16 protein-coding genes and 1 tRNA gene are annotated in these 21,422 nt (G+C 61.0%); all 17 read right to left on the reverse strand.

What is annotated here, in order from left to right; translation table 11 throughout:
* Positions 1 to 4: 4 nt before the first annotated feature.
* A complete protein-coding gene (gene rsmB, locus ATF69_RS05955; RefSeq protein ID WP_244303662.1) occupies positions 5 to 1,477 on the reverse strand; it encodes a 16S rRNA (cytosine(967)-C(5))-methyltransferase RsmB in 1,473 nt (490 codons plus the stop codon).
* 18 nt (positions 1,478 to 1,495) lie between these two features.
* Entirely contained in the window at positions 1,496 to 2,104 is a 609-nt protein-coding gene (locus ATF69_RS05960) for a LemA family protein (protein ID WP_146870196.1), read from the reverse strand.
* Positions 2,105 to 2,283: 179 nt separating this feature from the next.
* Positions 2,284 to 6,519 (reverse strand): DNA-directed RNA polymerase subunit beta', encoded by a 4,236-nt coding sequence (rpoC, locus tag ATF69_RS05965; RefSeq protein ID WP_056745839.1) that lies wholly within the window; start codon positions 6,517 to 6,519, stop codon positions 2,284 to 2,286.
* A 21-nt stretch (positions 6,520 to 6,540) separates the two neighbouring features.
* Entirely contained in the window at positions 6,541 to 10,653 is a 4,113-nt protein-coding gene (gene rpoB / locus ATF69_RS05970) for a DNA-directed RNA polymerase subunit beta (RefSeq protein WP_056745841.1), read from the reverse strand.
* A gap of 266 nt (positions 10,654 to 10,919) precedes the next feature.
* A complete protein-coding gene (gene rplL, locus ATF69_RS05975) occupies positions 10,920 to 11,297 on the reverse strand; it encodes a 50S ribosomal protein L7/L12 (protein WP_008907085.1) in 378 nt (125 codons plus the stop codon).
* Positions 11,298 to 11,337: 40 nt separating this feature from the next.
* Positions 11,338 to 11,862, reverse strand: coding sequence for a 50S ribosomal protein L10 (gene rplJ / locus ATF69_RS05980; protein ID WP_034695835.1), 525 nt, complete (start codon positions 11,860 to 11,862; stop codon positions 11,338 to 11,340).
* 241 nt (positions 11,863 to 12,103) lie between these two features.
* Positions 12,104 to 12,799 carry a 50S ribosomal protein L1 gene (rplA, locus tag ATF69_RS05985; RefSeq protein ID WP_146870197.1) on the reverse strand — a complete coding sequence of 232 codons (696 nt, stop codon included), beginning with the start codon at positions 12,797 to 12,799 and terminating at the stop codon, positions 12,104 to 12,106.
* Positions 12,800 to 13,231: a 50S ribosomal protein L11 gene (gene rplK, locus ATF69_RS05990; RefSeq protein ID WP_008907082.1), complete on the reverse strand. Its 432-nt coding sequence runs from the start codon at positions 13,229 to 13,231 to the stop codon at positions 12,800 to 12,802.
* A 160-nt stretch (positions 13,232 to 13,391) separates the two neighbouring features.
* Complete coding sequence (gene nusG, locus ATF69_RS05995; protein WP_015012231.1) at positions 13,392 to 13,988, reverse strand: transcription termination/antitermination protein NusG; 597 nt, start codon at positions 13,986 to 13,988, stop codon at positions 13,392 to 13,394.
* Positions 13,985 to 14,371, reverse strand: coding sequence for a preprotein translocase subunit SecE (gene secE / locus ATF69_RS06000; protein ID WP_056641821.1), 387 nt, complete (start codon positions 14,369 to 14,371; stop codon positions 13,985 to 13,987). The genes nusG and secE overlap by 4 nt, the downstream gene beginning before the upstream one ends.
* 91 nt (positions 14,372 to 14,462) lie before the next feature.
* Positions 14,463 to 14,538, reverse strand: a tRNA-Trp gene (locus tag ATF69_RS06005).
* Between the two features lie 15 nt (positions 14,539 to 14,553).
* Entirely contained in the window at positions 14,554 to 15,744 is a 1,191-nt protein-coding gene (gene tuf / locus ATF69_RS06010) for an elongation factor Tu (protein ID WP_099731469.1), read from the reverse strand.
* A gap of 142 nt (positions 15,745 to 15,886) precedes the next feature.
* Positions 15,887 to 17,989: an elongation factor G gene (gene fusA, locus ATF69_RS06015; RefSeq protein ID WP_056742093.1), complete on the reverse strand. Its 2,103-nt coding sequence runs from the start codon at positions 17,987 to 17,989 to the stop codon at positions 15,887 to 15,889.
* Positions 17,990 to 18,140: 151 nt separating this feature from the next.
* Positions 18,141 to 18,614, reverse strand: a complete 474-nt coding sequence (gene rpsG / locus ATF69_RS06020; protein WP_005798541.1) for a 30S ribosomal protein S7 — start codon at positions 18,612 to 18,614, stop codon at positions 18,141 to 18,143.
* A gap of 175 nt (positions 18,615 to 18,789) precedes the next feature.
* A complete protein-coding gene (rpsL, locus tag ATF69_RS06025; RefSeq protein ID WP_015012185.1) occupies positions 18,790 to 19,167 on the reverse strand; it encodes a 30S ribosomal protein S12 in 378 nt (125 codons plus the stop codon).
* 264 nt (positions 19,168 to 19,431) lie between these two features.
* Positions 19,432 to 20,601, reverse strand: a complete 1,170-nt coding sequence (locus ATF69_RS06030; RefSeq protein ID WP_056057545.1) for a D-alanyl-D-alanine carboxypeptidase family protein — start codon at positions 20,599 to 20,601, stop codon at positions 19,432 to 19,434.
* A 97-nt stretch (positions 20,602 to 20,698) separates the two neighbouring features.
* Positions 20,699 to 21,349 (reverse strand): alpha/beta hydrolase, encoded by a 651-nt coding sequence (locus tag ATF69_RS06035; protein WP_146870198.1) that lies wholly within the window; start codon positions 21,347 to 21,349, stop codon positions 20,699 to 20,701.
* Between the last annotated feature and the right edge of the window lie 73 nt (positions 21,350 to 21,422).

Here is a 21,422-nt window from a genome sequence, read left to right on the forward strand (position 1 = left end):
GGGCTCATTGCGCCGATTTTTGCAACAGTGCGTAAAAAAAGCCGTCGTGGTCACCGGTCAGATTGTCCGGGACAGCCCCGACCTTGTCCGCGTTGCCGGGAATTAAATGCCCCGGCGACGGCAGCATTTGCGCATCGGTGTTGTGTGCAAGAAACGTTTGCACCTGGGCATCACCCTCTGCCCGGAAGACGGAACAAGTGCAATACAGCAGGCGCCCGCCGGGACGCAACAGCGGCCACAGGGCCTTGAGCAGGGCCGCCTGCAGGGTTGCCAGCTGGGCAATGTCGGATTCACGGCGCAGCCAGCGCACGTCTGGATGGCGACGCACAATGCCGGACGCGGTGCACGGTGCGTCGAGCAGGATGGCGTCGAACGGCACGCCGCCGCACTGCGACTGCCACCAGTCTTGCGGGCGGGCAGCATCGGCCACCAGGACCTGGGCCGTCAGCCCCAGGCGCTGCAGGGTTTCACCAATGCGGACGCTGCGTGTGGCATCGATCTCCAGCGCCGTGACCTGCAAGGGAGACTGCGGACCCGCCATCTCCAGCAGGTGCGCCGTCTTGCCGCCGGGGGCGGCGCAGGCGTCGAGCACGCGCAAGGGCTGACTCAGATCCAGCCCTTGCAGCAGCAAAGGAGCCGCCTGCTGGGCGGCGGCGTCCTGCACGGACACCCAGCCCTCCGCAAAGTGTGGCAGCGACTGAACGGGCACCGCCTGACGCAGCGCGACGCCATGCTGGCCCACCGCAATCGCTCCTAAACCAATAGCATCCAAGGCATGTAAATACTGCGCTACCGTGCATTTTTGTTCGTTGACCCGCAACACCATGGGTGCGTGGGCATTGTTGGCCTGCAGGATCTGCTCCCAGTACTGGGGGTGGTCCTTGCGCAGGCGCTGCACCCACCACGCCGGATGGTTCCAGCGCGCCACGGGATCGTTGTCGGTGGCGGCCACTAGGGCGTCGCGCTCGCGCAGAAAACGGCGCAGGCAGCCGTTGATGAACGAGGCCTGCGCGCGGGTGGCCGGGTGGTGCTTGGCCGCCTCCACCGCCTGGTTCACCAGGGTGAAGGGTTCATAGGGCGAGGCCTGCGGCTCCCAGCACAGCGCCAGCGCGCTGCACAGCAGCGCATCGGCGGCGGGTGCGGGGGCACGGGCGGCCAGCTGTCGGCGCAGGGCCTCGGCCCGCCCGGCCTGTCGCAATACCTGGAACAGCAGGGCCTGCGCGCCAGGGCGCAACGCGATCTCTATGGCGGTCAGCGCTGTCGTGCCGGACTGCCCGCCCCGGATCGCCTGCAAGGCGCCAGCCACCGCTGTCAGCAACCGCCACAGAGGAACCGTCGTGGCACTCGACGAAGTCGCCCTATCGGGTGAGACCGCAGCAGAACCCGCCTGCGGAGACTGCTGGCCGGAGCTTGCGCGCACGGGACGCGGCGCGTTGCCACCGGTGCGGCGGGGACGTTGGTGGGGAGGTGGAGTCATCGTGATCCTGAAAGCGGGTTACAGCGCACGTGCAGCCTTGAACCCGAACACCCAGGCCAGCAGGCTGGCCGGAAACTGGGCAATGGCACTGTTGTACTGCACCACGGCCTCATTGAACACGCGAATCGCTTGCTCGTTCTGCACGGCGTGTTCCTCCCAGCGCACCTGCCACACGGACAGGACCACGGGCGCAGACCCTGGGGTCACCGTAGCGGTATCTGCAGCCGAGACCAATGATGTTGGCTGTGCAGGGTCGGCCAGCAACTTCTGCAAGGCGGTGGCCCAGGTCGCTCGCAGCACTTCGCGGGCGGCGGTCAATGCTGCCACCGCGTCACCCTGCAGCGGGCGGGCGCGTGCCACGGCCAGCGAGGCACTCAATTGCGTCACGGCACCCTGCAGCGCGGCCAACTCTTGCGCACCTGCATCGGCCAGCAAGCTGCCGCGCTGTACAGCCTGCGCCGCACCGAACTCGCCGAGCAAGGCCACCAGCCGCACCATGTGTGCGTCAAAACTGCCGAACGACTGAACGACAGCCGAGCGCAGGCGCATCAGACGGTTGTAGGCCCCCAGGGCCCAGAACAGAAAGACGGCAAAAGCAATCCAGAAGAGGGGCGACGACCACAGCATGCACAGTTGCCGGAGCGGATGCTGCTGCACCCGTCGCGGCCCGAAAAACAGAAAGTTGAAACAAACGACGGGCGGTGAAAAGACACACGTCCATCAAAAACGCCCCCGGCCTGCCTGGGACAGGACGGGGGCGCTGTGGCGACCGCAGCAAGGCCAGAGGGAGGCCTTGCTGTTTTCTATCAGTCTGCCGCTGCGTCGGTGGCAGTGACGCTGCCACTGTCCACATCCGAGGCGTCCGACTGGGCTGCCATTTCGGCGGCTTCGGCTTCGGCGATGGCGCGGCGCTCGGCGTCGTCCATGGCGTCCTTGGCCTTGCGTGCCTGGTGGTAGGCCAGACCCGTACCGGCAGGGATCAGGCGACCCACGATCACGTTTTCCTTCAGGCCACGCAACTCGTCGCGCTTGCCCATGATGGCAGCCTCGGTAAGCACACGGGTCGTTTCCTGGAAGGAAGCGGCCGAGATGAACGAGTCGGTAGACAGAGATGCCTTCGTGATACCCAGCAACAGGTTGCTGTAGGTCGCAGGGATCTTGCCCTCGGCCTGCAGTGCCTCGTTGGTGTTGAGGATCTCGGAGCGCTCGACCTGCTCGCCGGCAATGTAGTTCGACTCGCCGACGTTCTCGACCACGACGCGGCGCAGCATCTGGCGAACGATCACCTCGATGTGCTTGTCGTTGATCTTCACGCCCTGCAAGCGGTACACGTCCTGCACTTCATCGACGATGTAGCGCGAGAGTTCTTCGATACCCAGCAAACGCAGAATGTCTTGTGGGTCGGCCGGGCCGTCCACAATCGATTCGCCCTTGTTCACCACCTGGCCTTCGTGCACCAGGATGTTCTTTTCCTTGGGCACGAGCTCTTCGAACACGCGACCTTCAGGGTCAGTGATCTGCAGGCGAACCTTGCCCTTGGTTTCCTTGCCGAACGACACGGTACCGGTCATTTCAGCCAGGGTGCCCTTGTCCTTCGGTGTACGGGCTTCGAACAGCTCGGCCACGCGGGGCAGACCGCCGGTAATGTCGCGGGTCTTCTGGCCTTCGACCGGAATACGCGCCAGCACTTCGCCGGGGCCCACGTCCTGGCCATCGCGCACCTGGATCAGAGCACCGACCTGGAAGCCGATGGTCACCGAGTGGTCGGTACCAGGGATCTTCACTTCGTTGCCTTGGGCGTCAATCAGCTTCACCTGCGGACGCACCACCTTGGCGGCACCACGGCGCTTCGGATCGATCACCACCAGTGTGGACAGACCGGTCACTTCATCGACCTGCTTGGCCACCGTCAGGCCTTCTTCGACGTTCTCGAACTTGGTCTGACCGGCGAACTCGGTGATGATGGGGCGCGTCAGCGGGTCCCAGTTGGCCAGGATCGTGCCGGCCTTGATCTGCTGGTCGGCCTTCACCGTCAGCGTGGCGCCGTAAGGCACCTTGTGGCGCTCGCGCTCGCGGCCATGCTCGTCCTGGATGATGATTTCACCCGAACGCGCAATCACCACCAGCTCGCCCTTGGTGTTGCTCACGTAGCGCATCGTGGCGTTGAAGCCGATCACGCCGTTGGACTTGGCTTCCACGCTCGACGCGATGGCTGCACGCGAAGCGGCTCCACCGATGTGGAACGTACGCATGGTCAGCTGCGTGCCGGGCTCGCCGATGGACTGGGCAGCGATCACACCCACGGCTTCGCCGAGGTTGATCAGGCCACCGCGGCCCAGGTCGCGGCCGTAGCACTTGGCGCACAGGCCGTAGCGGGTTTCGCAGGTCAGGGCCGTGCGCACCTTCACTTCGTCCACGCCAGCGGCTTCGAGCTCTTCGATCAGGTCTTCGTCCAGCATCACACCAGCTTCGACCAGCACCGCGCGGTTCTCGGGGTGCAGTACGTCCTCAGCCGCAGTGCGGCCCAGGATACGCTCGCGCAGCGATTCGATCACTTCACCGCCTTCGACGATGGCGCGCATCAGCGAACCATTGGCCGTGCCGCAATCCTCTTCGGTCACAACCAGGTCCTGCGTCACGTCCACCAGACGGCGGGTGAGGTAACCGGAGTTCGCCGTCTTCAGCGCCGTGTCGGCCAGACCCTTACGGGCACCGTGGGTGGAGATGAAGTACTCCAGCACGTTCAGACCTTCGCGGAAGTTCGCGGTAATGGGCGTCTCGATGATCGAGCCGTCTGGCTTGGCCATCAGACCCCGCATACCCGCCACCTGACGGATCTGGGCAGCAGAGCCGCGGGCACCGGAGTCGGCCATCATGTAGATGGAGTTGAAAGACTCCTGGTCCACTTCCTTGCCGTGGCGGTCGGTGACCTTTTGCTTGGACAGCTGGGCCATCATCACCTTGGACACTTCGTCACCGGCCTTGCCCCAGATATCCACCACCTTGTTGTAGCGCTCGCCAGACGTCACCAGACCGGACACGTACTGCTGTTCGATCTCTTTGACTTCCTTCTCGGAGCGCTCAATGATGCCGGCCTTCTGCGGAGGCACCAGCATGTCGTCGATGGCAATGGAGATACCGGCGCGCGTAGCCAGGCGGAAACCGTTTTGCAGCAGCTTGTCTGCAAACACCACGGTTTCCTTCAGGCCGCACTTGCGGAAGCTCACGTTGATGAGCTTGGAGATTTCCTTCTTCTTCAGCGCCTTGTTCATGTTGCTGAACGGCAGGCCCTTGGGCAGGATCTCGGACAGCAGTGCGCGGCCTGCAGTGGTTTCCACCAGCGAGGTCGAGGGCACAAACTCGCCCGTGGCCTTGTCCTTGGTCCACTCGGTCATGCGCACCGTGATCTTGGCAGCCAGTTCGACCTGGCCAGCGTCCAGGGCACGCTGCACTTCGCCGGTGTCAGCGAACACCAGGCCTTCACCCTTGCCGTTGATACGGTCACGGGTGGCGTAGTACAGACCCAGCACCACGTCCTGCGAAGGCACGATGGAGGGTTCGCCCGAGGCGGGGAACAGCACGTTGTTGGAGGCCAGCATCAGCGTGCGGGCTTCCATTTGTGCTTCCACCGACAGCGGGACGTGCACAGCCATCTGGTCACCGTCGAAGTCGGCGTTGAATGCCGCGCAGACGAGGGGGTGCAGCTGGATGGCCTTGCCTTCGATCAGGATGGGTTCAAAGGCCTGGATGCCCAAACGGTGCAGCGTAGGTGCACGGTTCAGCATCACGGGGTGTTCCTTGATGACCTCTTCCAGGATGTCCCACACCACGGGGGTGCCGGATTCGACTTCCTTCTTGGCGGCCTTGATCGTCGTCGCGATGCCCATGGCTTCGAGGCGCGAGAAGATGAAAGGCTTGAACAGCTCCAGCGCCATCAGCTTGGGCAGACCGCACTGATGCAACTTGAGCGTTGGGCCCACGGTGATCACGGAACGACCAGAGTAGTCCACGCGCTTGCCCAGCAAGTTCTGGCGGAAACGGCCGGACTTGCCCTTGATCATGTCGGCCAGCGACTTCAGCGCACGCTTGTTGGCGCCCGTCATGGCCTTGCCACGGCGGCCGTTGTCCAGCAGCGAGTCGACGGCTTCCTGCAGCATCCGCTTTTCGTTGCGGGCGATGATTTCAGGGGCCTTCAGCTCCAGCAGGCGGCGCAGACGCGAGTTGCGGTTGATGACCCGGCGATACAGGTCATTCAGGTCGGAGGTCGCGAAGCGGCCGCCGTCCAGCGGCACCAGCGGACGCAGGTCCGGTGGCAGCACTGGCAGCACTTCGAGCACCATCCACTCGGGCTTGATGCCCGACTTCTTGAAGGCTTCGAGCACCTTCAGGCGCTTGGCGTTCTTCTTGACCTTGACTTCGGAGCCGGTCAGGTCACCCCGCAGGCGTTCGATCGACAGGTCGATGTCGATGGATTCCAGCAGGTCCTTGATGCCTTCAGCGCCCATTTTGGCGATGAACTCGTCGCCGTATTCCTTGCGCTTGGCGTCGTAGTCGTCCTCGGACATGATGCTGAACTTCTTCAGCGGGGTCATGCCGGGGTCGGTCACCACGTAGGCTTCAAAGTACAGCACGCGTTCGATGTCGCGCAGCGTCATGTCGAGCACCAGGCCCAGACGCGAAGGCAGCGACTTCAGGAACCAGATGTGAGCGCAAGGTGCGGCCAGATCAATGTGGCCCATGCGCTCGCGACGCACCTTGGTCTGCGTGACTTCAACGCCGCACTTCTCGCAGATCACACCGCGGTGCTTGAGGCGCTTGTACTTGCCGCACAGGCATTCGTAGTCCTTGATAGGACCAAAAATCTTGGCGCAGAACAGACCGTCACGCTCGGGCTTGAATGTGCGGTAGTTGATGGTTTCGGGCTTCTTCACTTCGCCGAAAGACCACGAACGGATCTTTTCGGGCGAAGCCATGCCGATGCGGATGGCATCGAAATGCTCGTCCGGCGTGAATTGCTTGAACAGGTCGAGTAGCGATTTCATAGTGACTCTTTCCTTTTCTGCTTAGGAGCGTTCCAGCTCGATGTCCAGGCCCAGCGAACGGATTTCCTTGACCAGCACGTTGAACGATTCCGGCATGCCGGCTTCGATGGCGTGTTCGCCCTTGACGATGGACTCGTACACCTTTGTACGGCCCACGACGTCGTCGGACTTCACGGTCAGCATTTCCTGCAGCACGTAGGCGGCGCCGTAAGCTTCCAGCGCCCACACTTCCATTTCCCCGAAACGCTGGCCACCGAACTGCGCCTTACCACCCAGCGGCTGCTGCGTGACGAGCGAGTAAGGACCGGTCGAGCGGGCGTGCATCTTGTCGTCCACCAAGTGGTGCAGCTTCAGGTAGTGCATGTAGCCGATGGTGGTCGGGCGCTCAAAGCGCTCGCCCGTGCGGCCATCAAACAGATAAGCCTGTGTGCGGGTCGGTGTCAGGCCCTTGCGCTCAGCAATATCGTCCGGGTAGGCGATCTTGAGCATGTCCTTGATTTCTTCTTCCGAAGCACCATCAAACACGGGGGTAGCGTAAGGCACACCACTCGTCAGGTTTTCCGCCATGGCCATCAGGTCGTCGTCGCTCAGTTGCGACAGGTCTTCCTTGCGGCCGCGCGAGTTGTACACCTCTTCGAGGAAGGTGCGCAGCTCGGACGCCTTGGCCTGCTCCTGGAGCATGTTGCCAATGCGCTGACCAATGCCCTTGCCAGCCCAGCCCAGGTGGACTTCCAGCACTTGGCCGATGTTCATCCGCGAGGGCACGCCCAGCGGGTTCAGAACGATGTCGGCAGGGGTGCCGTCGGCCATGTAGGGCATGTCTTCGACCGGAACGATCTTGGACACCACACCCTTGTTACCGTGGCGGCCGGCCATTTTGTCGCCAGGCTGCAGACGGCGCTTGACGGCCAGGTACACCTTGACCATCTTGAGCACGCCAGCAGGCAGCTCGTCGCCTTGCGTGAGCTTCTTGCGCTTTTCTTCAAAGGCCAGGTCGAAGCTGTGGCGCGTTTGCTCCAACGCGTTCTTGATGGATTCGAGCTGGGTGGCGACTTCGTCTTCCGCAGGGCGGATGTCGAACCAGTGGAACTTTTCGACGGAAGCCAGATAGGCCTTGTCGATCTTCGTGCCCTTGGCGAGCTTCTGTGGGCCGCCGTTGGCCACGCGGCCGGTCAGCAGCTTCTCGATACGATCAAAGGCGTCGGCCTCCACGATGCGCAGCTGGTCGTTCAGGTCCAGACGGAAGCGCTTGAGTTCATCGTCGATGATCTGCTGGGCGCGCTTGTCGCGCTGGATGCCTTCGCGGGTGAACACCTGCACGTCGATCACGGTGCCGGACGACCCCTGGTCCACGCGCAGCGACGTGTCCTTCACGTCGGAAGCCTTCTCGCCGAAGATGGCGCGCAGCAACTTCTCTTCAGGCGTGAGGGTGGTTTCGCCCTTGGGCGTGACCTTGCCGACCAGCGTGTCGCCGGGTTGCACTTCGGCGCCCACGTAGATGATGCCGGACTCGTCCAGACGGTTCAGTTGCTGTTCCGACAGGTTCGGAATGTCGCGTGTGATTTCTTCTGCACCCAGCTTCGTGTCGCGAGCCATGACCACCAACTCTTCGATGTGGATCGAGGTGTAGCGGTCTTCGGACACCACGCGTTCGGAGATCAGGATCGAGTCTTCGAAGTTGTAGCCGTTCCAGGGCATGAACGCGATCAGCATGTTCTGGCCGATGGCGATTTCGCCAAAGTCCGTCGATGCACCGTCGGCCACGACGTCACCCTTGACCAGCTTGTCACCCTTCTTGACGATAGGACGCTGGTGGATGTTGGTGTTCTGGTTGGAACGCTGGTACTTGATGAGGTTGTAGATGTCCACACCCACTTCACCGGCCACGGCTTCGTCGTCGTTCACGCGGACCACGATACGGGTGGCATCCACGTAATCCACGATACCACCACGTGTAGCGGTCACCACGGTGCCCGAGTCCACAGCGGCCACGCGTTCAATGCCCGTACCGACCAGGGGCTTTTCAGGACGCAGCACAGGCACGGCCTGGCGCGACATGTTGGCGCCCATCAACGCGCGGTTCGCGTCATCGTGCTCCAGGAATGGCACCAGCGAGGCTGCCACCGACACGATCTGCGCGGGCGACACGTCCATGTACTGCACGCGATCTGCGCCGCACAGAATCGACTCACCCTTTTCACGGGCTGAGACCAGTTCGCCCGTCAGACGACCGTCCTTGTCGAGCTGCGCATTAGCCTGCGCAATCACGTATTTGCCTTCTTCGATCGCCGACAGATAGTCGATGTCGTTGGTCACCTTGCCGTCCACCACACGACGGTACGGGGTCTCAATGAAACCGTACTCGTTCAGGCGGGCGTACAGAGCCAGCGAGTTGATCAGACCAATGTTGGGACCTTCAGGCGTTTCGATAGGGCAGACGCGACCGTAGTGGGTCACGTGCACGTCACGCACTTCGAAGCCTGCACGTTCACGGGTCAGACCGCCTGGGCCGAGGGCAGATACACGACGCTTGTGCGTGATTTCCGCCAGCGGGTTGGTCTGGTCCATGAACTGTGACAGCTGCGACGCGCCGAAGAATTCCTTCAGCGCTGCCGAGATCGGCTTGCTGTTGATCAGGTCGTGGGGCATCAGCGGCTCTTGCTCGGCCTGACCCAGACGCTCCTTGACAGCCTTTTCGATACGCGCCAGGCCTGTGCGGTACTGGTTTTCGGCCAATTCGCCCACGCAGCGCACGCGGCGGTTGCCCAGGTGATCGATGTCATCGACTTCGCCGTTGCCGTTGCGCAGGTCCACCAGGATCTTGACCACGGCCAGGATGTCTTCGTTGGACAGCACCATAGGGCCGGTGGATTCGTCGCGGCCAATCTTGGCGTTGAACTTCATGCGGCCCACGCGCGACAGGTCGTACGTGTCGGGGTTGTAGAACAGGCGCTGGAACAAGGCCTGCACGGCGTCTTCTGTCGGCGGCTCGCCGGGGCGCATCATGCGGTAGATGGCCACGCGGGCAGCGAACTCGTCCACCGTTTCATCGATACGCAGGGTCTGCGAGATGTAGGCGCCTTGGTCCAGTTCGTTCGTGTAGATGACCTGCAGGTCTTGCACGCCGGCAGTACGCAGCTTCTTGAGCAGCGCTTCGGTCAGTTCTTCATTGGCCTTGGCGATGATTTCGCCCGTGTCGGCGTCCACAATGTTACGAGCGACCACACGGCCAATCAGGAAGTCTTCTGGCACGCTGATGTGCGTGGTGCCAGACTGCTCCAGTTCGCGGGTGTGACGGGCCGTGACGCGCTTGTCCTTGGCCACAACCACCTTGCCCGACTTGTCGGTGATGTCGAAACGTGCCACTTCGCCACGCAGGCGCTCGGAGACAAACTCCATCTGCGCACCGCTGTCCATCAGACGGAAGTTGTCGTTGACGAAGAAGTTCGCCAGGATGGATTCGGGGTTCAGGCCGATGGCCTTGAGCAAAATCGTGACCGGCATCTTGCGGCGACGGTCCACGCGGAAGTACAGGATGTCCTTGGGGTCGAACTCGAAGTCGAGCCAGGAGCCGCGGTACGGGATGATCCGAGCCGAGAACAGCAGCTTGCCCGAGCTGTGGGTCTTGCCCTTGTCATGCTCGAAAAACACGCCTGGCGAACGGTGCAGCTGCGACACGATCACGCGCTCCGTGCCGTTGATGATGAACGAGCCCTTGTCGGTCATCAGGGGCACTTCACCCATGTAGACCTCTTGCTCCTTCACTTCCTTGACCACCTTGGACTGCGACGTCGAGGACTCGCGGTCATAGATGATCAGTTGCACCTTGGCGCGCACGGCCGAGGCGAACGTCAGACCACGGGTCTGGCATTCACGCACATCGAAGGCAGGCTTTGCCAGGTTGTACTCAATGAACTTCATCTCCACAAAACCGTTGTGGGAGACGATGGGGAAGGCAGCGTCGAATGCAGCCTGAAGGCCTTCGATGGTTCTTTTCTGGGGTGCTGTATCTGCCTGCAGGAAAGCGGTGTATGCGTCCTTCTGCATCTGCAGCAGATAAGGAACTTCGAGCACGCTATCGCGGGTGCCGAAACTTTTGCGAATTCGCTTGCGTTCGGTGTAGGAATAGGCCATGAGATCTCCGGGCAAAGACATGAGTCCTGGGTCTTCGACGACTGACCCGCAAGGAGCGTGGTCCTTACGGGCTTGGCGGTTGGCCACTACCAACCATGGCGGACGGTGATGCGTTGCACATCACCCGAACCAAGGCGTCTTCTGCTGTCGGGGTTGTCAGAAGACACTCGAAAGCCTCGTTGCAGACGGGGCTTACGGGTGCTCTCTGAAAGCACCAAAGGCTGGAGGCCCTTTGAGGAGCACTCCAGCCCTTGAGCAAGACCGAATTACTTGAGCTCGGCCTTGGCGCCGGCTTCCACCAGCTTCTTGACGGCTGCTTCGGCGTCGGCCTTGGCAATGCCTTCCTTGACGTTCTTAGGAGCGCCGTCCACCAGGTCCTTGGCTTCCTTGAGGCCCAGGCCGGTGATTTCGCGCACTGCCTTGATGACGGACACCTTGTTGGCGCCGGCTTCGGTCAGCACCACGTTGAATTCCGTCTTTTCTTCAGCAGCAGCGGCGCCAGCACCACCACCAGCGGCAGCAGGAGCAGCCATAGCTGCAGCGCTCACGCCAAACTTCTCTTCAATGGCCTTCACCAGGTCATTGAGTTCCAGAACCGTCATGCTGTCCAGCGCGGTCAAAAATGCGTCTTTATCGAATGCCATTTTGATTTCCTAACAATTGTGTTGGTTGACTGCCCAGCTATCAAGCTGCTGCAGGTTCGGCGGCCGGTGCGGCTGCGCCTTCGCCTTTTTTCGCCGCCAGTGCGCCCAGCACAACGGCTGTACGCGACATGGGGGACATAAGCAAGCCACAAATCTGAGCCAGCAGAACTTCCTTGGAAGGAATGTTGGCCAGTTGCTTCACGCCGTTGACGTCCAGGGCTTTACCACCGAAAGCGCCACCGCGAATCACCAACTTGTCGTTGGTCTTCGCAAAGTCAGCCACCACTTTCGCGGCAGCCACGGCGTCTTCGGAGAAGCCATAGATCAGGGGACCGGTCATCTGGTCTGCCACCACGTCAAACTGGCTGCCTGCCACAGCACGGCGGGCCAGGGTGTTCTTCAGAACACTCAGGCTCACACCCTTGCTGCGAGCATCAACGCGCAGTTTGGTCATGTCGGCGACCGTGATGCCACGGTATTCCGCGATCACAAGCGTTTGAGCTTTAGCGGCGAGGCTGGTCACTTCACTGATGACCGCTTCTTTCTCACTGCGATTAAGACTCAAGGTCTACTCCTTAAATTGCGCACTCAGGCTTGCACCCTCCTGCGCGCTCTTGTTGCAGCGACCAACTGTTTCGGAACGAATTCCATCTGCAGCGGGATCGCCATCTGCGTTGGCCCCGCAAGGGGATTAAGTGCGGCGAACCACACACCAACGGTCTTGGATGGCCTGCAGGCAGGTATTGCACCACCCACAGCCCACCACATCAGGCCCTTTGAAAAAGGCCCGAAGATTTCAATCGCAATTACGCTGCGATGGATTGCGTATCCACGCGGACGCCAACGCCCATCGTGGAGGACACAGCGACCTTGCGCAGGTACAGACCCTTGCTCGAAGCTGGCTTGGCCTTGTTCAGTGCATCGATCAGCGCAGCCAGGTTGCCTTGCAGCTTTTCGTTGTCGAACGAACGGCGGCCAATGGTGCTGTGCACGATACCGGCCTTGTCCACGCGGAATTGCACCTGACCAGCCTTGGCGTTCTTCACAGCCGTGGCAACGTCAGGAGTCACGGTGCCAACCTTGGGGTTAGGCATCAGACCACGAGGGCCCAGAATCTGGCCCAGCGTACCCACAACGCGCATAGCGTCGGGGGCAGCAATCACCACGTCGAAAGGCATGTCACCAGCCTTGACCATGGCAGCCAGGTCGTCCATGCCAACGATGTCAGCACCCGCAGCCTTGGCTTCTTCCGCTTTGGCGCCTTGTGCAAACACAGCGACACGGGTCGTCTTGCCAGTGCCATTGGGCAGCACCACGGCGCCACGCACCACTTGGTCCGACTTCTTGGCATCGATGCCCAGTTGCACTGCCACGTCGATGGATTCATCGAACTTGGCCGTTGCACCTTCTTTCACGAGCGCCACTGCGTCTGCAAAAGCGTACAGCTTGGTGCTGTCAACCTTGCCCTGCAGGGCCTTTTGCTTTTTCGTCAACTTGGCCATTTACAAACCCTCCACCGTCACGCCCATCGAGCGTGCGGAACCAGCCAGCGTACGGACAGCAGCGTCAACGTTGGCGGCGTTCATGTCCTTCATCTTGGTCTTGGCGATCTCTTCGAGCTGTTCGCGCGTGATCTTGCCAACCTTGGTCTTCAGAGCATTGGAAGAACCCTTTTCGAGCTTGATGGCCTTCTTGATCAGAGTCGTCGCAGGCGGCGTCTTGATGATGAAGGTAAAGCTCTTGTCTGCAAACGCCGTGATGACCACGGGCAGTGGCAGACCTGGCTCCACACCTTGGGTCTGCGCATTGAATGCCTTGCAGAACTCCATGATGTTGAGGCCACGTTGACCCAGTGCTGGGCCGATCGGTGGGGATGGATTGGCCTTACCAGCTGGAACTTGCAGCTTGATAAAACCGACGATTTTTTTCGCCATGCTTTACTCCTGACGGGTCATAACGCTTGTGTTGCACCATGCAACCACCAGCTCCCCGGGTTAACGACTCACTGTGACGACATCCGCACCGAGCCGAAAAGTGCGGCGTCCAAAATCATTGCCCTGACTGCCGAGGCAGTCAGGCTTGTGATCGACAGATTTATGTCTTTTCGACCTGTCCGAACTCCAACTCCACAGGGGTCGAGCGACCGAAAATCATCACAGAGACGCGCACGCGACTCTTTTCGTAATTGACTTCCTCGACAGAGCCATTGAAGTCCGTGAAAGGACCTTCCTTGACGCGCACCAACTCGCCCACCATGAACTCGATCTTGTGGCGTGGTTTGTCGGTGCCTTCCTGCATCTGGCTGACGATCTTTTGTACTTCGTCTTCCGAGATGGGTGCAGGCCTGTTCTTGGCGCCGCCCACGAAACCTGTGACCTTGTTGGTGTGCTTCACCAAGTGCCAGGTATCGTCATCCATCACCATCTCAACGAACACATAGCCAGGGAACAAGCGACGCTCCGTCGTCTTGCGTTGACCGTTCTTCATTTCCACGACTTCTTCGGTCGGCACCAAGATCCGACCAAATTTGTCTTGCATGCCAGAACGGCCGATGCGCTCCTGAATGTTGCGTTCGACCGCTTTTTCCATGCCTGAATAGGCATGGACAATGTACCAGCGCAGGTCTGGATTGGCCGAGGCAGAAGCGCCTGCAGGAGCTTGTGCTCCCGTGATTTCCGCAGCGGTCGTCATGACTTTCTCCAACCCAAAATCAAGTCGTACAAGACCCACTCCAGCGTCTTGTCCGTGAACCACAGAAAAAGCGCCATGATGACCACAAAGGCAAACACATAGGCCGTCATCTGCAAGGTTTCCTTGCGCGTAGGCCAGACCACCTTTTTCACTTCGCGCCATGCGTCTTTGGCAAACGCGACGAATTGACGCCCCGATTCCGACACCAAAAACACCGCCGCAGCCGCAACCAGCCCGACGATCAATGCCGCCCACTGCACGACAGCGCCTTGCTTGCTCAACAAATAAAAGCCCGCAACGGAGGCAATGACCAACGCCACTACCGCTGCGAGCTTGGCCTTGTCTGCGCCTGTATTGACTGTTTCAACCTGTGAAGTGGCCATCTTTGAGTATTTCCTGCTTCCTAGTCACGGCATCACTTAAGACACCGAAGCCCGCCAGGGTCTGGCGGGCTTGTTGGGGGCCACATTCAAGTGGCAGGGGCAGTAGGAATCGAACCTACAACCTTCGGTTTTGGAGACCGACGCTCTGCCAATTGAGCTATACCCCTGTATACCTTGCTTGATTAAGCAATGATCTTGGCCACGACGCCAGCGCCCACGGTACGGCCGCCTTCGCGGATAGCGAAGCGCAGACCTTCTTCCATGGCGATGGGGTTGATCAGCTTCACAGTGATCGACACGTTGTCACCAGGCATGACCATTTCCTTGTCGGCTGGCAGCTCGATGGCGCCAGTCACGTCGGTCGTGCGGAAGTAGAACTGGGGACGGTAGTTGTTGAAGAAAGGAGTGTGGCGACCGCCTTCGTCCTTGCTCAGCACATACACCTCAGCCGTGAAGTGGGTGTGGGGCTTGATCGAGCCGGGCTTGCACAGCACTTGGCCACGCTCCACGTCTTCGCGCTTGGTACCGCGCAGCAGCAGGCCGACGTTGTCGCCAGCTTGGCCTTGGTCCAGCAGCTTGCGGAACATTTCCACACCGGTGCAGGTGGTCTTTTGCGTGTCGCGGATACCCACGATTTCGATTTCTTCGCCGACCTTGATGATGCCGCGTTCCACGCGACCGGTCACCACGGTGCCACGGCCGGAGATGGAGAACACGTCTTCCACAGGCATCAGGAAGGCACCGTCCACAGCGCGCTCTGGCGTGGGGATGTAGGTGTCCAGGGCTTCGGCCAGCTTCATGATGGCTTCTTCACCCAGCTTGCCCTTGTCGCCTTCCAGGGCGAGCTTGGCAGAGCCACGGATGATGGGGGTGTCGTCGCCTGGGAAGTCGTACTTGTCCAGGAGTTCGCGCACTTCCATTTCGACGAGTTCCAGGAGTTCTTCGTCGTCCACCATGTCGCACTTGTTCAGGAACACGATGATGTAAGGCACGCCCACTTGGCGAGCCAGCAGGATGTGCTCGCGGGTCTGGGGCATGGGGCCGTCAGCAGCGGAGCAGACCAGGATAGCGCCGTCCATCTGGGCAGCGCCGGTGATCATGTTCTTCACATAGTCGGCGTGACCAGGGCAGTCCACGTGAGCGTAGTGGCGGTTGGCCGTTTCGTATTCCACGTGGGCGGTGTTGATCGTGATACCGCGGGCCTTTTCTTCGGGCGCAGCGTCGATCTGGTCGTAGGCCTTGGCTTCGCCGCCGAACTTGGCGGACAGCACGGTAGCGATCGCTGCCGTCAGCGTCGTCTTGCCATGGTCCACGTGACCGATCGTGCCCACGTTCACGTGGGGCTTGGTGCGTTCAAACTTACCTTTTGCCATTTCAATTCTCCAAAGAGCAATCCCTGTGTAGTGGTTTTACGTCTGCATCTGGTTGCTGATTCACTCCGCACAGGGAACAGAGTGGCACCGGATCGCAGACAAAACAAAGCCCGGACCAAAAGGGCCCGGGCGAAGTGCTTACTTACTTGGCGCGCGCTGCCATGATGGCTTCAGACACGTTGCGAGGGGCTTCGCTGTAGTGCTTGAATTCCATCGTGTAGGTAGCGCGACCTTGCGACATGGAGCGCAGGGTCGTGGAGTAGCCGAACATTTCGGACAGGGGCACTTCGGCCTTGATGGCCTTGCCACCGCCTGGGATGTCGTCCATGCCCTGCACCATGCCGCGGCGGCTGGACAGGTCGCCCATCACGTTGCCGGCGTAGTCTTCAGGCGTTTCCACTTCCACGGCCATCATGGGTTCCAGAATGACCGGACCGGCCTTCTTGCAGCCTTCCTTGAAGCCGAAGATGGCAGCCATCTTGAACGCCAGTTCGTTCGAGTCCACATCGTGGTACGAACCGAAGTGCAGCGTGACCTTGACGTCCACCACGGGGTAACCGGCCAGCACGCCTTGCGTGACGGCTTCGTTGAAACCCTTTTCCACGGCCGGGATGAATTCACGAGGCACCACACCGCCCTTGATGGCATCGACGAACTCGTTGCCCTTGCCGGCTTCGTTGGGTTCGATCTTGAGCACAACGTGGCCGTATTGGCCCTTACCGCCAGACTGGCGCACGAACTTGCCTTCGGCTTCTTCCACCGTCTTGCGGATGGTTTCGCGGTAAGCAACCTGGGGCTTGCCCACGTTGGCTTCCACGCCGAATTCACGCTTCATGCGGTCCACGATGATTTCCAGGTGCAGCTCGCCCATGCCGGCGATCAGCGTCTGGCCCGATTCTTCATCGGTCTTCACGCGGAACGATGGATCTTCTGCAGCCAGGCGCTGCAGAGCGATGCCCATCTTTTCCTGGTCGGCCTTGGTCTTGGGTTCCACGGCCTGGGTGATCACAGGCTCAGGGAACACCATGCGCTCCAGAATGATCTGGGAATCGAGATCACTCAGCGTTTCACCGGTGGTCACGTCCTTCAGGCCCACACAGGCAGCAATGTCGCCAGCGCGGATTTCTTCGACTTCCTGACGCTCGTTGGCGTGCATCTGCACGATACGGCCGATACGTTCTTTCTTGCCCTTGATCGGGTTGTAAACGGTGTCACCCTTGCTCAGCACGCCGGAGTACACGCGCACGAAGGTCAACTGGCCCACGAAGGGGTCAGTCATCAGCTTGAATGCCAGGGCCGAGAACTTCTCGTTGTCATCCGCCTTGCGGGTGACTGGGTTTTCGTCTTCGTCCGTGCCCGTCACATCAGGAATGTCCGTCGGTGCTGGCAGGTAGTCAATCACGGCGTCCAGCATGCGCTGCACGCCCTTGTTCTTGAACGCGGTGCCACACAGCATGGGATGGATTTCCGTGGCGATGGTGCGCGTACGCAGGCCGAACTTGATTTCGGCTTCGGAGAGGTCGCCCTCTTCCAGGTACTTGTTCATCAGCTCTTCAGAGGCTTCGGCAGCAGCTTCCACCATCTTTTCACGCCATTCCTTGGCGGATTCCACCAGGTCAGCCGGGATTTCTTCGTAGCTGAACTTCATGCCCTGCGACGCTTCATCCCACAGGATGGCCTTCATCTTGAGCAGATCGACCACGCCGGTGAACTTGTCTTCGGCACCGATCGGGATCACCACGGGCACGGGGTTGGCCTTCAGGCGCAGCTTCATCTGGTCATAGACCTTGAAGAAGTTGGCACCGGTACGGTCCATCTTGTTCACAAAGGCCAGACGAGGCACCTTGTACTTGTTGGCCTGGCGCCAAACGGTTTCCGACTGGGGCTGCACGCCACCCACAGCGCAATACACCATGCAGGCGCCGTCGAGCACGCGCATCGAACGCTCCACTTCGATCGTGAAGTCCACGTGGCCGGGGGTGTCGATGATGTTGAAGCGGTGCTCTTCGTAAGAGTTGTCCATGCCTTTCCAGAAGCAGGTCGTGGCAGCGGACGTGATCGTGATGCCACGCTCTTGTTCCTGCTCCATCCAGTCCATGGTGGCAGCGCCATCGTGCACTTCACCAATCTTGTGGCTCACGCCCGTGTAGAACAGGATACGTTCGGTGGTCGTGGTCTTGCCAGCGTCAATGTGGGCCGAGATACCGATATTGCGGTAGCGCTCGATGGGAGTCTTGCGAGCCATGGTGGATCCTTGGATGGGTCGTGTTATTCGGGGGACGGGGCGACCATTGTGGCGCTGCAACCCGTCAATTTTGTGACCACCTCAATCGCCACAAGGCTGCAGGCAAAAATGCTTGCAGCCTTGCGTCTGGCGACGAGGAAAGGTCGTCGATTTAGAAGCGGAAGTGGCTGAATGCCTTGTTGGCTTCGGCCATACGGTGCACTTCGTCACGCTTCTTCATGGCGCCGCCACGGCCTTCGGTGGCTTCCAGCAGTTCGTTGGCCAGGCGTTGGGCCATCGACTTTTCACCACGCTTGCGGGCGGCTTCCTTGATCCAGCGCATGGACAGGGCCAAACGACGGACAGGGCGCACTTCCACGGGCACTTGGTAGTTGGCACCGCCCACGCGGCGGGACTTCACTTCCACCATGGGCTTCACGTTGTTGATGGCAACGGTAAAGGCTTCCAGAGGGTCCTTATCGGGGTGCTTCTTCTCGATCAGTTCCAGGGCGCCGTAAATGATGCGCTCTGCAACTGCCTTCTTGCCGCCTTCCATGATCACGTTCATGAATTTGGACAGCTCTACATTGCCGAACTTGGGATCCGGCAGGATTTCACGTTTGGGGACTTCGCGACGACGTGGCATTTTTTACCTCTATCTTTGCTTCAGTTGGCATCTTTTCAGACACCGCGAGAGCCAATCTCTGGACTCCCACTTACTCGACCCGCGCAGAACACCTGCGTTTGGGGTCACTACGCTGCACTTCCGCGCCACGCGGAAAAACAGCACCGAAAATTCTTCAGACCGAAAGGGCCAGGGCTTACTTGGCCTTTGGCTTCTTCGCGCCGTACTTGGAGCGGGCTTGCTTGCGGTCTTTCACGCCTTGCAAGTCCAGCGAGCCACGCACGATGTGGTAACGCACACCGGGCAAGTCCTTCACACGACCGCCGCGAACCAGCACCACGCTGTGTTCCTGCAGGTTGTGGCCTTCACCGCCGATGTAGGAGATCACCTCAAAACCGTTGGTCAGGCGCACCTTGGCGACCTTACGCAGAGCGGAGTTAGGCTTCTTAGGCGTCGTGGTGTACACACGGGTGCACACGCCACGGCGCTGTGGAGAGTTTTCCATCGCAGGGCTCTTGGACTTGGTCTTTTCGACCTCGCGCCCCTGACGGACCAGTTGATTAATGGTTGGCATGAAATACGTCCCTAAACGTGAATTTGCTTCGTGAAAGCGAAAACGTGAATCCCTTCGGAAATTCCGAAAAGCCTTCTAATGTAGCAGGATGCCCCCTGAAAGGCAAGCCCACTGCGGCTTGCAGCAGTTTCTGACACCTGCAGCCATCCCGGTGATCTGACAGGAACTGGCCGCAAAAGGAGCGAAAAACAGGCCCGACATATGCCGGACCTGCGCAGCCAGCTATGGTTTCAGAAGTGGTTCGCCACCTTCTGCAAGGCAGCGTCACTTGATCCAGAGGCGAATGGCATCCCAGGCACGGCCCAGGATGCCGGCCTGCTCCACCGCCTCCAGCGCCACCAGGGGCACTTCGCCGATGGACTGGTCGCCCAGCATGACCTTGAGGGTGCCAATGGCCTGACCCTTGGTGTAAGGCGCCACCAACGGGTCGGGGCGGGCGATCTGGGTGGTGACCTTGCCAGCGCTGCCGGCGGGCACGGCGACCACGATGGCCTCCTCGCGGCCGATCTTCAGCACGCTGTCCTTGCCCTTCCAGACGGCAGGGGTCGCCACCGGCTTGCCTGCGTCAAACAACTTGACCGCCTCGAACGCGGTGTAACCCCAGTTCAGCAGCTTCTGGCTTTCGTTCGCGCGCGCGTTTTCGCTCGCGGCACCCAGCACGATGGACAGCAGACGGCGCTGGCCCACGCCGGGGAATTCACGCTTGGACGTGGCCACCAGGCAGTAGCCCGCCGCAGCGGTGTGGCCGGTCTTGAGGCCATCCACCGTGGGGTCGCGGAACAGCAGCGAATTGCGGTTGCTGCCGTTCGATGCCGGAGTGCCCGGGTAGCTGTACTGCTTGGTGGAGTAGTAGTGCATGTACTCCGGGAAGTCCTTCATCAGCCGCATGGCCAGCACGGAGAGGTCGCGCGCCGTGGTGGTGTGACCGGGCTCCGTCAGGCCTTCGGGGTTCTTGTAGCTCGTGCCCTTCATGCCCAGCGCCTGCGCCTGGTCGTTCATGAGCTTGACGAAGTTCTCGGCCGTGCCGCCCACGCCTTCGGCCAGGGCCATGGTGGCGTCGTTGCCGGACTGCACGATCATGCCCTTGATGAGGTCTTCGACCGGCACCTGCATCTTGGGGTCGATGAACATGCGCGAGCCGGGCATCTTCCAGGCGCGCACGCTCACGGGCAGCTTCTGGTCCAGCGCGATCTTCTTGGAGCGCAGGGCGTCGAACACCAGGTAGCCCGTCATGAGCTTGGTGAGCGAGGCCTGCTCCACCGGCGCGTCGATGTCCTTGGCGGCCAGCACCTGGTTGGCGGTGACATCCACCAGCAGGTAGGTGCGCGCGGCGATTTCGGGGGGCTGGGGTGCCTGGGCCAGGGCGCCAAAGGCAGCCGGGGCCACCGCAGCAAAGACGGCCAGGGATCGCAACGCAGACAGGATTCGTTTCATGGGGCAGGAGGGGGCTGGAGAGGCTCGAAAAAAGGGTGGGAGAGACGGCGGGAGAGGGAAGACGACGGACGGCCGGAGCCGGTCCGGGCGGCGCCCCTCAGGCGCCCGATTGCAGGTGGCGGACCACCAGGTTCTTCAGAAGCGGCAATTGTCCGTGAAAGAAATGACCGCCTGCGGGGACGACTGTGACAGGCAGTATCTGGGGCCGGGCCCAGTCCATCACGGCGGACAGCGGCACGGTGTCGTCCTGCTCGCCGTGCACGACCAGCGTGCGCAGGTGGGCATCGGGCGGCACAGGGGCCACCGTGAAGCGGCTGGCGGCCGTGCCGACCAGCACGGCCTTCTGCACGCGCTGCGTGGGCCACAGTGCCTCCAGCGCATGGCTGGTGACAAACGCACCGAAAGAAAACCCCGCCAGCGCCAGGGGTTGCCCCTCGGCGGCGGGAGCCACCTGCTCCACCACCGCCAGCAGGTCCTGCAACTCACCCCGGCCTTCGTCGTACACGCCGGCCGTGGCGCCCACGCCGCGGAAGTTGAAGCGCACCGCCGTCCAGCCACACTGCACAAATGCGCGCGCCAGGGTCTGCACCACCTTGTTGTCCATGGTGCCGCCAAACAGCGGATGCGGGTGGGCGATGATGGCGACGCCACGGGGCGCCGCGCCATCGGCCAGGGTGGCGCAGTCGCGCACGGCCTCGATGGCGCCTGCGGGGCCGGACAGGGTCAGGCGTTCGGTCTGGGCATTCACGGATTTGCTACTCAATCAATAGCAACAGGGGCATGATCCACTAGCGCCTGCTGCCAAAATCGTTCCAAGACAG

Source organism: Acidovorax delafieldii (genome assembly GCF_007993815.1).
In the GTDB taxonomy this organism is placed as follows: domain Bacteria; phylum Pseudomonadota; class Gammaproteobacteria; order Burkholderiales; family Burkholderiaceae_C; genus Acidovorax; species Acidovorax delafieldii.

Coding starts and splice junctions, on each gene's coding strand:
- rsmB (WP_244303662.1), bottom strand. CDS start 1,477: ATGACTCCACCTCCCCACCAACGTCCCCGCCGCACCGGTGGCAACGCG.
- ATF69_RS05960 (WP_146870196.1), bottom strand. CDS start 2,104: ATGCTGTGGTCGTCGCCCCTCTTCTGGATTGCTTTTGCCGTCTTTCTG.
- rpoC (WP_056745839.1), bottom strand. CDS start 6,519: ATGAAATCGCTACTCGACCTGTTCAAGCAATTCACGCCGGACGAGCAT.
- rpoB (WP_056745841.1), bottom strand. CDS start 10,653: ATGGCCTATTCCTACACCGAACGCAAGCGAATTCGCAAAAGTTTCGGC.
- rplL (WP_008907085.1), bottom strand. CDS start 11,297: ATGGCATTCGATAAAGACGCATTTTTGACCGCGCTGGACAGCATGACG.
- rplA (WP_146870197.1), bottom strand. CDS start 12,799: ATGGCCAAGTTGACGAAAAAGCAAAAGGCCCTGCAGGGCAAGGTTGAC.
- rplK (WP_008907082.1), bottom strand. CDS start 13,231: ATGGCGAAAAAAATCGTCGGTTTTATCAAGCTGCAAGTTCCAGCTGGT.
- nusG (WP_015012231.1), bottom strand. CDS start 13,988: ATGACGACCGCTGCGGAAATCACGGGAGCACAAGCTCCTGCAGGCGCT.
- secE (WP_056641821.1), bottom strand. CDS start 14,371: ATGGCCACTTCACAGGTTGAAACAGTCAATACAGGCGCAGACAAGGCC.
- tuf (WP_099731469.1), bottom strand. CDS start 15,744: ATGGCAAAAGGTAAGTTTGAACGCACCAAGCCCCACGTGAACGTGGGC.
- fusA (WP_056742093.1), bottom strand. CDS start 17,989: ATGGCTCGCAAGACTCCCATCGAGCGCTACCGCAATATCGGTATCTCG.
- rpsG (WP_005798541.1), bottom strand. CDS start 18,614: ATGCCACGTCGTCGCGAAGTCCCCAAACGTGAAATCCTGCCGGATCCC.
- rpsL (WP_015012185.1), bottom strand. CDS start 19,167: ATGCCAACCATTAATCAACTGGTCCGTCAGGGGCGCGAGGTCGAAAAG.
- ATF69_RS06030 (WP_056057545.1), bottom strand. CDS start 20,601: ATGAAACGAATCCTGTCTGCGTTGCGATCCCTGGCCGTCTTTGCTGCG.